The organism is Metapseudomonas resinovorans DSM 21078 (assembly GCF_000423545.1).
GTDB classification, from domain to species: Bacteria; Pseudomonadota; Gammaproteobacteria; order Pseudomonadales; family Pseudomonadaceae; genus Metapseudomonas; species Metapseudomonas resinovorans.
Window position 1 is genome coordinate 56,986 of the sequence record NZ_AUIE01000036.1, and the last position, 8,339, is coordinate 65,324.

10 protein-coding genes are annotated in these 8,339 nt (G+C 64.3%); 3 read left to right on the forward strand and 7 right to left on the reverse strand.

The window, feature by feature from the left end:
- Positions 1-6: 6 nt before the first annotated feature.
- Entirely contained in the window at positions 7-330 is a 324-nt protein-coding gene (locus G559_RS0121165; RefSeq protein WP_028630161.1) for a carboxymuconolactone decarboxylase family protein, read from the reverse strand.
- 136 nt (positions 331-466) lie between these two features.
- On the opposite strand from G559_RS0121165, the gene G559_RS0121170 reads away from it, so the two are divergent.
- Positions 467-1,231 (forward strand): alpha/beta hydrolase, encoded by a 765-nt coding sequence (locus G559_RS0121170; RefSeq protein ID WP_028630162.1) that lies wholly within the window; start codon positions 467-469, stop codon positions 1,229-1,231.
- On the opposite strand, the gene G559_RS0121175 is transcribed toward G559_RS0121170, so the two are convergent.
- Positions 1,228-1,542 (reverse strand): putative quinol monooxygenase, encoded by a 315-nt coding sequence (locus G559_RS0121175; RefSeq protein WP_028630163.1) that lies wholly within the window; start codon positions 1,540-1,542, stop codon positions 1,228-1,230. The two genes, G559_RS0121170 and G559_RS0121175, sit on opposite strands and share 4 nt — an antisense overlap.
- 159 nt (positions 1,543-1,701) lie before the next feature.
- Here G559_RS0121175 and G559_RS0121180 point away from each other — a divergent pair, with 159 nt between their 5' ends.
- Positions 1,702-2,292: an NAD(P)H-dependent oxidoreductase gene (locus G559_RS0121180; RefSeq protein WP_028630164.1), complete on the forward strand. Its 591-nt coding sequence runs from the start codon at positions 1,702-1,704 to the stop codon at positions 2,290-2,292.
- 624 nt (positions 2,293-2,916) lie between these two features.
- Here G559_RS0121180 and G559_RS0121185 read toward each other — a convergent pair.
- The 3 genes from G559_RS0121185 to G559_RS0121195 all read right to left on the reverse strand — a co-directional run bounded on the left by G559_RS0121185 (position 2,917) and on the right by G559_RS0121195 (position 6,130).
- On the reverse strand, positions 2,917-3,759 hold the full coding sequence (locus G559_RS0121185; RefSeq protein WP_028630165.1) for an FHA domain-containing protein: 843 nt from the start codon (positions 3,757-3,759) through the stop codon (positions 2,917-2,919).
- A gap of 75 nt (positions 3,760-3,834) precedes the next feature.
- Positions 3,835-5,358 (reverse strand): serine/threonine-protein kinase, encoded by a 1,524-nt coding sequence (locus G559_RS0121190; protein ID WP_028630166.1) that lies wholly within the window; start codon positions 5,356-5,358, stop codon positions 3,835-3,837.
- A 4-nt stretch (positions 5,359-5,362) separates the two neighbouring features.
- Complete coding sequence (locus G559_RS0121195; protein WP_036997669.1) at positions 5,363-6,130, reverse strand: PP2C family protein-serine/threonine phosphatase; 768 nt, start codon at positions 6,128-6,130, stop codon at positions 5,363-5,365.
- A 251-nt stretch (positions 6,131-6,381) separates the two neighbouring features.
- On the opposite strand from G559_RS0121195, the gene G559_RS31130 reads away from it, so the two are divergent.
- Positions 6,382-6,513, forward strand: coding sequence for a hypothetical protein (locus G559_RS31130; protein ID WP_256658017.1), 132 nt, complete (start codon positions 6,382-6,384; stop codon positions 6,511-6,513).
- A 91-nt stretch (positions 6,514-6,604) separates the two neighbouring features.
- Here the strand turns inward: G559_RS31130 and lipA are convergent, their stop codons facing one another.
- Both lipA and G559_RS0121215 read right to left on the reverse strand, forming a co-directional pair.
- On the reverse strand, positions 6,605-7,567 hold the full coding sequence (gene lipA / locus G559_RS0121210) for a lipoyl synthase (protein WP_051246816.1): 963 nt from the start codon (positions 7,565-7,567) through the stop codon (positions 6,605-6,607).
- 115 nt (positions 7,568-7,682) lie between these two features.
- Positions 7,683-8,339: glycine cleavage T C-terminal barrel domain-containing protein (locus tag G559_RS0121215; RefSeq protein WP_028630170.1), on the reverse strand; the 657-nt coding region annotated here is incomplete at its 5' end.

Consider the following 8,339-nt stretch of genomic DNA (forward strand, 5'->3'; position numbering starts at 1 on the left):
CGCACCTTATTCCTTGCTCTCCAGCACATCCCCCGCCCAGCTCAGGGCGGCCATCACCGTAGGGAAACCGATGGTGCTGGTGAGCACCAGCAGGGTGTGGTGGATATCTTCGGGCGTGGCACCGGCTTCCAGGGCGCGGCGCGTGTGGCTGTGGACGGCACCTTCGGAGTGGATGGCCGCCGCGGCGGCGAGCTGGATCAATTGCAGGCTGCGCTCATCCAGGGGGCCGGTCTGGCGCACCACGGCGCCGAGGGTTTCCACGGCCTGAAAGTACGCCGGATGCTGCTTCTTGAAGCGCTTGTAGGTGTCGAGATCGTGCTTGCGTTCCATTGTGGCCACCTCGCTTGGGCATGCCCTTACAGCTTAGGCAAGCGCGCCTCGACTATGGTGAATGGACCCGACCCCGCACAGGGAAGACACGCGCCATGCCCAAGACGCACCGCGACAGCTCAACACCTCTGATGCCATGGCCCGTAGTCTGATCGGCATTGTCCTGCTGGCCGTTGCGCTCTATCTCGGGCTGGGAGCGGCGCTCCTGGTCTTCCAGCGCTCGCTGATCTACTTCCCGCAGCCCCGTGCCATCGGCAGTCCCGACCGGTTGCTGATGTTGCCGGTGACCGACGAGCGGATAGCCGTCACCGTGCGTCCGCTGGCCAGCCCCAAGGCGCTGATCTACTTCGGCGGCAATGCCGAGGACGTCTCCCGCAGCCTGCCGGACTTCGCCGAGGCCTTCCCCGACCACGCCCTCTATTTGCTGCATTACCGGGGGTTCGGCGACAGTACCGGCAATCCCTCGGAAGCCGCCATCCTCCAGGACGCCCTGGCTTTGTTCGACAAGGTTCATACCCTGCATGGCGAGGTGGCGCTGGTCGGCCGCAGCCTGGGCAGCGGCGTGGCTATCCAGTTGGCAAGCCAGCGCCCTGCAGCACGGCTGGTGCTGGTCACGCCCTACAACAGCATCCTCGAACTGGCCCAGCGACAGTTCCCCATCTACCCGGTGCGCTGGATGCTCAAGGACCGGTACGAATCCTGGCGCTACGCCCCGGTCATCACCGTGCCCACGTTGTTGATAGTCGCGGAACGGGACGAAGTAATCCCGCGCTGGAGCAGTGAAAAACTCTTCGCCCAGTTCCGCTCGGGCGTGGCACGGCGGGAGGTGATACCTGGCGCCGGGCACAACGATATCGGCGGCCGGACGGAGTACCTGAGGCTGATTCGCAGCGGGCTTTAGACGCGGGCGGACGATGGGCTGAGCATCTCGATCTCGCGAATCTCGAAGTCGCGCCGCAGGTAGTCCATACGGTTTTCGTGAAAGCGGCGCATGTGCGGCAACGCGCTGTGGACTTCCAGCGCGGCCCGGCTCTGCCAGACCTCATAGAAGATGAACAGGCTCGGGTCCTGGGCATCACGCAGCATGTGGTACTCGATGCAGCCCGCCTCCGCCCGGCTGGGCTCGACGTAGGCGCGGAACAGTGCCTCGAACGCGTCGGCCTTCTCAGGCCTGGTGTGGGCATGGAGGATGAAACCGTAGGGTTGGGTCATGGCGATGGCCTCTGGATGGCGTGATTTTTATCAACCCTACCGCAACTAACACATATGAATTAGTGACTTTCAAGCAAGTATCAATTGCACCCGAACGGATTTTTCCGCAGTGGGGTGACCGGTAGTCTGCCGCCACATCAACTTGCGGAGGCTACTGCCATGAAAAAGATCCTGTTGCTCAACGGCGGAAAGAAGTTCGCCCACTCCGACGGCCGCTACAACGCCACCCTGCACGACGCCGCGCTGGCCTTCCTCGACCGCGCCGGCTTCGACGTCAAGGAAACCCAGATCGACGCCGGCTACGACGTTTCCGAAGAGGTGCAGAAGTTTCTCTGGGCCGATGTGGTGATCTACCAGATGCCCGGCTGGTGGATGGGTGCGCCCTGGACCGTGAAGCAGTACCTGGACGAGGTGTTCACCGCCGGTCACGGCAGCCTTTACGCCAATGACGGCCGCACCCGCTCGGACGCCTCGCAGAAGTACGGCAGTGGCGGCCTCATCCAGGGCAAGCAGTACATGCTGTCGCTGACCTGGAACGCGCCGCAGCAAGCGTTCGACGACCCCACCGACTTCTTCGAGGCCAAGGGCGTGGATGCGGTGTACTTCCCCTTCCACAAGGCCAACCAGTTCCTCGGCATGAGCGCCCTGCCCACCTTCCTCTGCGTGGACGTGATGAAGCGGCCGAATATCGAGGCCGACGTGAAGCGCTATGAGGAGCACCTGGCCGAGGTGTTTGGCATTCAGAGCTGATCGGCCGGCCGTAGGATGTGGTTGAGCGAAGCGAAACCCATCAGATGAAATCCAGGAGCGGCGGTTGGAGCTTTCCCGGATTTCATCCGGGCTACTGATTCAGCGCGGCCCTTGGCGAATGAAATGGCTATGTCTGCGTTAGCTGTTGCGACGTTGAGAGAAGCGCTCTAGCGCAGGCCTTTTAGGCTTCCGCGCCAGCTTGACAAAACCCTCACCCCCGGCCCCTCTCCCAGAGGTAGAGGGGTGACTCGCGCCAGCGAAGCACGAACCATCCTGAAGCCCACACGGGCCTGATACCGGGCAGACGAGGTGGGGCAGCGACTGCGCCCCTTCAGGAGGCCGAGCGGAATCGTTGCGCAGGGGGACGAGCGGCATGGATGCCGCGAGAGGCGTGTGGGGCCATGGATGGCCCCTCTCGCCGTGCCCCCGGAGCAACGATGGAGGGAGGGCAGTCCGGCGAAGCCGGACCCGGATGCAGGGGCAAGACCTTTGCTTCCTTTGGGTCGTCTGCCAAAGGGAGGCGCCTGGGAAGGCGAAACCAGAAACATCCGCAGAACTCGATAATCAACTTGGCTCAGGACGTTCTAGCAACACTTAACGCAGACATAGCCAATGAAATCGCCCCTACAGGAAGGTCTTGCCGGCAAAGGCCGCTGCCGCTGCAACGGTCAGCACCAGCAGGCCGATCAGCACCTTGTTCGGCGACTGACGGGCCGCTTCGGTGGGCGCGGCCTGCTTCTGCGCCGCCGCGCGCAGCGGATTGGCCACCGGCTGGCGCCCCATTGGGCGTGGCACGGCGGGCTTGGGGATTTGCGCCACGGGCATGAACAGCGTGGCGTCTTCGTCCACCGCTTGCGGTGCCGCCACCTTGGGGCCGATCACCAGCAGGTTCACCGAACCCATGCGGATCTGGTCGCCGGGCTGCAATACCGCCGTGCTGACTTTCTGCTGGTTGACGAACACGCCGTTGGCCGAAGCCAGGTCCTTGACCTCCAGCACATCGTCCTTGAGGAAGAACTCGCAGTGCCGGCGCGACAGCTCCTGGTCGCTGAAGCACAGTTCGCACTTCACCGAGCGACCGAAGGTGATGGAGCCGGTGACGTGGTACTTCTGCCCTTCGTGCTCCCCTTTGATGACTTGCAGGTACCAGCGCGCCGCGGCTTCGACCTTGGGTCGGGCCTTGGCCGGGTCCACCAGCAGGAGTTCGAGGTTGCCGATGCGCACAGAGTCGTCTGAACGCAGCTGGAAACGCGCACCGATGCGCTCGCCATTGACGAAGGTGCCGCCGGGCGTGCCGCAATCGCTCAGGTAGTACTGGCCGTGGTCCTGCCGGATTTCCGCGTGGAACAGGCTGATCTCCGGGTCCGCCAGAACCAGGCTGTTGCGGCTGTCCTGGCCGATGGTGAAGCGTTCGTCCACCAGCCAGATGGGCGCCTGGCGGTTATCCGCGAAGTGAATCCTGAGCATTGTGGGGTCCTTGGAGGCAGGGCACAGGGCAATGATAGCCATGTGCCTGCTCCCTGACCTTGCTGGAGTTGGCAGTTAGTTGAAAAGGCGGTTCCACAATTTTTTGATGGGGTTGGCCTGCTCTTCCTGACGAGCCTGCGGTTTGGCCGGACGCGCCGTGGCCACCCGCGCCGCCTTGGCCTTGCGCACCCGCTGCTCGTGAACGGCGCGGAGTTCGAGCAGGGTCGGGTTCGTCGGCGCCACCTGCAGGCCGGCGTCGATGTATTCCAGTGCCAAGGCGAACTCGCGCCGGCGATAAGCCTCTTCGCTGTGCTCGACAAAGCGCTGCGCCACCTTCTCCAGCCCGGCCAATGCCTGTTCGTTGCCGGGCGCCAGGGTGAGCACCTGCTGGTAATAAAACACCGCACTGTCCTCTTCCGGCTGAAGCAGGTTGTCCTCGGCCAGGCGCTGTTCGGCCAGCACCAGGAAGTTGGCGACGCGTGCGGCCAGGACCCGCTGCAGGCCATCGCCCGCCTTGGCATTGTCCTTGTCCAGGCGCAGCACTTCGTGGAAGTAGAAGTCGGCGTTGTCCGCTGCCGGCGCCATCAGCTTGCCTTCGGCCAGGCGCTGTTCGCCCAGTTCCAGCAGGTCGGCGATTTTCATTCGTAGTACGACGTAGTAACCACCACCGCTGGAAACGACCAGCAACATCAGTCCGGCCAGGCCCCAGAGCAAGCCACGGTAACGACGGTTTGCCGCCGGCTGCTTCGCCGTCGGGTTCACGGCCACGGCCGGCGCGATGCGGGTGAAATCGAGATCGAGGTCGCACAGCTCGTGAAGGCTGTCCAACAGCACGTGGCAATCGGCGAAGCGCTCGTCCGGGTCCTTGGCCAGCATGCGGTCGATCAGGTGCTGGTAGTCAGCCAGCCCCCTGCGCAGCACGGGCGGGTCCATCTGCACGTGGTTGAGCACGGTTTCGGCGTAGCTGGCTCCACGATAGGGGTTCTCGCCGGTCAGCAGCTCCAGCAGGATCACGCCCAGGCTATAGATGTCGCTACGCGCATCCAGCGCCTGGCACTGGGCTTGCTCCGGGCTGCTGTAGGCCGGGCTGCCGACCGCGACATTGAACTGGGTCAGTTCGCTGTCCAGCTCCAGGTCCTTGGCGATGCCGAAATCGGTGAGCACCGCCGTGCCGTCGTCACGGAAGAGGATATTGGCCGGCTTGATATCGCGGTGTATCAGGCCCTTGCCATGCACCACGGCCAGGGCTCCGGCAATCTGCCGGACGATACGCAATGCCTCCAGCGGCTCCAGCGCCTGCCCCTTGTAGCGGCCCAGGTCGCCACCGGAGAGGAACTCCATCGCCAGGTAGTGGCGGCCGTCGGGCAGACGGTCGATATCGTGGATGGTGACGATGGACGGGTGGTGCAGGGAGGCGAGCATGCGCGCTTCCCTGATGAAGCGGCTGGTAAAGGCTTCATCGTCCAGTTTATCCAGCACCTTCACCGCCACCTTGCGGTTGAGCGATTCCTGGGTGGCGAGGTAGACCTCGGCCATCCCGCCCTTGCCCAGGCGGCCGTGTACGAGGTAGCCGGGTATATCTAGCAGATTGTCGTTCATGGATTCAGGATCTTCGCGATTTGAGCAACCGGCTCAGGAACGAATTCGACCTGTTTGCCGCCACAGTGGTTTCCGACAACGCCAGGCCGATCACGATGCAGGAGATGTTGTCCCGACCACCGGCATCGCAGGCCAGCGCCAGCAAGTGCGCCACCAGGTCGTCCAGGGTTTCCGCACGGGCGCACTGGGCGAGGATCTCGTCATCGGCCAGCTCACCGGTCAGGCCATCACTGCAGAGCAGCAGGAGTTCACCGGGCGCCAGTGCGTCTTTCGCACCACCGACTTCAAGGTCCTGGTGTTCCTGGCCAAGGCACTGGGTCACCACATTGCGCTGCGGATGGCGGCGAGCCTGCTGCGGACTCAACTCACCCGCATCCACCAGCGCCTGCACCAGGCTGTGGTCATGGCTGAGCCGAGTGATGCCGTCGACGCCGACACGGTAGGCGCGACTGTCGCCGGCCCAGGCCAGATCGAACATCGCTCCGTCGAACTTCACGGCCACCAGCGTGGTGCCCATGCCGGAGCCCGATGCCGCCGCGACCACGGCGCGATGGGCGGTCTGCACGGCGACGACCAGGTCCTGTTTGGCGGCCACGGCCTCGCGCAGGGCATCGAGGGCCACCGCGCTGGCGACTTCGCCACGCTGGTGGCCGCCCATGCCGTCGGCCACGGCCCAGAGCCCCAGTTCAGGGGCGCACAGCAGCGCATCTTCGTTGTGTTCACGCACGCATCCGACGATGGATTGCGCGGCGTATCCCAGGAGCTCGGACATGGGGTTCCTACTACCGTCCAGCGATGATCCCGCATGATGCGGCCGTCGCCGGGCGCTGTCACCGCCTGGCGCACGAAGTGTTAAGCAATCGAGGGTTTGCCGGGCCATGCAGCCGCCCGCAAGGCGACTATGCTGTTTTCATCGGCTCCGTAATCCAACCGGCTCGTGCAGCCCAGGAGGTGGTAATGGCCATTGAGCGCTTCAAGGCAGGGATGCGCTGATCCATCCACCCTCTCTCGGAGATAGACGCCATGAGCAAAGGTCTCGACTCAAAACGCGAAGCGAAGAAAAAGCCCCAGAAAACCCTTCTGGAAAAGCGCACGGCCAAGCGCGGCAAGAAATCCAGTGGCGGCCTTCTCGGCAGCCATGCGCCGAATCCGTGAACCCTCCCCCGCTGTGAAAACGCCCTCCGAATGGAGGGCGTTGTTTTTTGCGCTTTGCCGACTCTCCAAAAATGGCTGGGCCTGGCGTCGATCAGTGGGTCTTCGTCCCGTGGGCTTGCTGGTCGGCATGGTACGAGGAGCGCACCAGCGGGCCGGACGCCACGTTCCTGAAGCCCATCTCGGCACCCTTCTCGGCGAACCAGGCAAAGGTATCCGGGTGGACGAAGCGCTGCACCGGCAGGTGGCTGCGCGATGGCTGCAGGTACTGGCCGAGGGTCAGCATGTCGATCTCGTGCTCACGCATGCGCTGCATGACGTCGATCACTTCCTCGTCTGTCTCGCCCAGGCCGAGCATCAGGCCGGATTTGGTCGGCACGCGGGGCACGCGCTTCTTGAAGTTTTCCAGCAGGTTCAGCGACCACTCGAAGTCCGAGCCGGGACGCGCGGCCTTGTACAGGCGCGGTACGGTTTCCAGGTTGTGGTTGAACACATCCGGCGGCTCTTGCTCGGTGATAGCGAGTGCCACGTCCATGCGCCCACGGTAGTCCGGCACCAGGGTTTCCAGCTGGATGCCCGGAGATAGCTTGCGGATTTCGCGCAGGCAGTCGACGAAGTGCTGGGCACCGCCGTCGCGCAGGTCGTCACGGTCCACCGAGGTGATCACCACGTATTTCAGGCGCAGGTCGGCGATGGCGATGGCCAGATTCTTCGGTTCATCGGCATCCAGCGGCTTCGGCCGGCCGTGGCCAACGTCGCAGAAGGGGCAGCGGCGGGTGCAGATGTCGCCCATGATCATGAAGGTCGCGGTACCGCCGGAGAAGCATTCGCCCAGATTCGGGCAGGACGCCTCTTCGCAGACGCTGTGCAGCTTGTGCTTGCGCAGCACGTGCTTGATGCGGGCCACCTCCGGCGAGGCGGGAATCTCTACCCGGATCCAGTCGGGCTTTCGCGGTATCTCCTCAGTGGGAATGATTTTCACCGGAATGCGCGCCACCTTCTCGGCGCCACGCAGCTTCACGCCGACTTCGATCTTGGCTGTCTGGGTCGAACTCATGATCTCGCCTCGCGAGAAAGAGGTTTGTCTGGGTGTAGGAGCGAGCTTGCTCGCGAACGCGGGCACGCAGTGCTTTTCGCGAGCAAGCTCGCTCCCATGGGGTCGTGGGTGGATATCAGCCACGGTAGTAGCGCTGTGGCACGAAGGGGGTTTTCACCACCCGCATGGACAGGGGTTTGCCACGCACCAGGGCATAGACCTCGGTCTCCAGCGCCGTGTAGCGGCTGTCGAGCGTCCCCATTGCCAGCGGTCCGCCCAGGCTCGGGCCGAAGCCTCCACTGGTGACCTGGCCGATAACCTGCTGTTCAGCGTTGACGATCTGCGTGCCCTCGCGCACCGGCGCGCGGCCGCTGGGCAACAGCCCGACGCGTTTGCTGACAACGCCCTCTTGCTTCTGGGCGAAGATGCGCTCGGCGCCCGGGAAGCCACCCGCGCGCGAACCGTCGGCGCGGCGGGCCTTGGAGATGGCCCAGATGAGGCTCGCGTCTACCGGCGTGGTGTCGGTGTTCATGTCATGCCCGTAGAGGCACAGGCCGGCTTCCAGGCGCAGGGAGTCGCGGGCGCCCAGGCCAATGGGCTGGACTTCCGGCTGGGCCAGCAGGGTGCGCGCCAGGGCTTCGGCCTGGGCCACGGGCACGGAAATCTCGTAACCGTCTTCGCCGGTGTAGCCGGAGCGGCTGATGTAGCACTCCACGCCTTCCAGGCGCACGCGGCCAAACTGCATGAAGGTCATTTTCTTCACGTCCGGCGCCAGGCGGCCGAGCACCTCGGC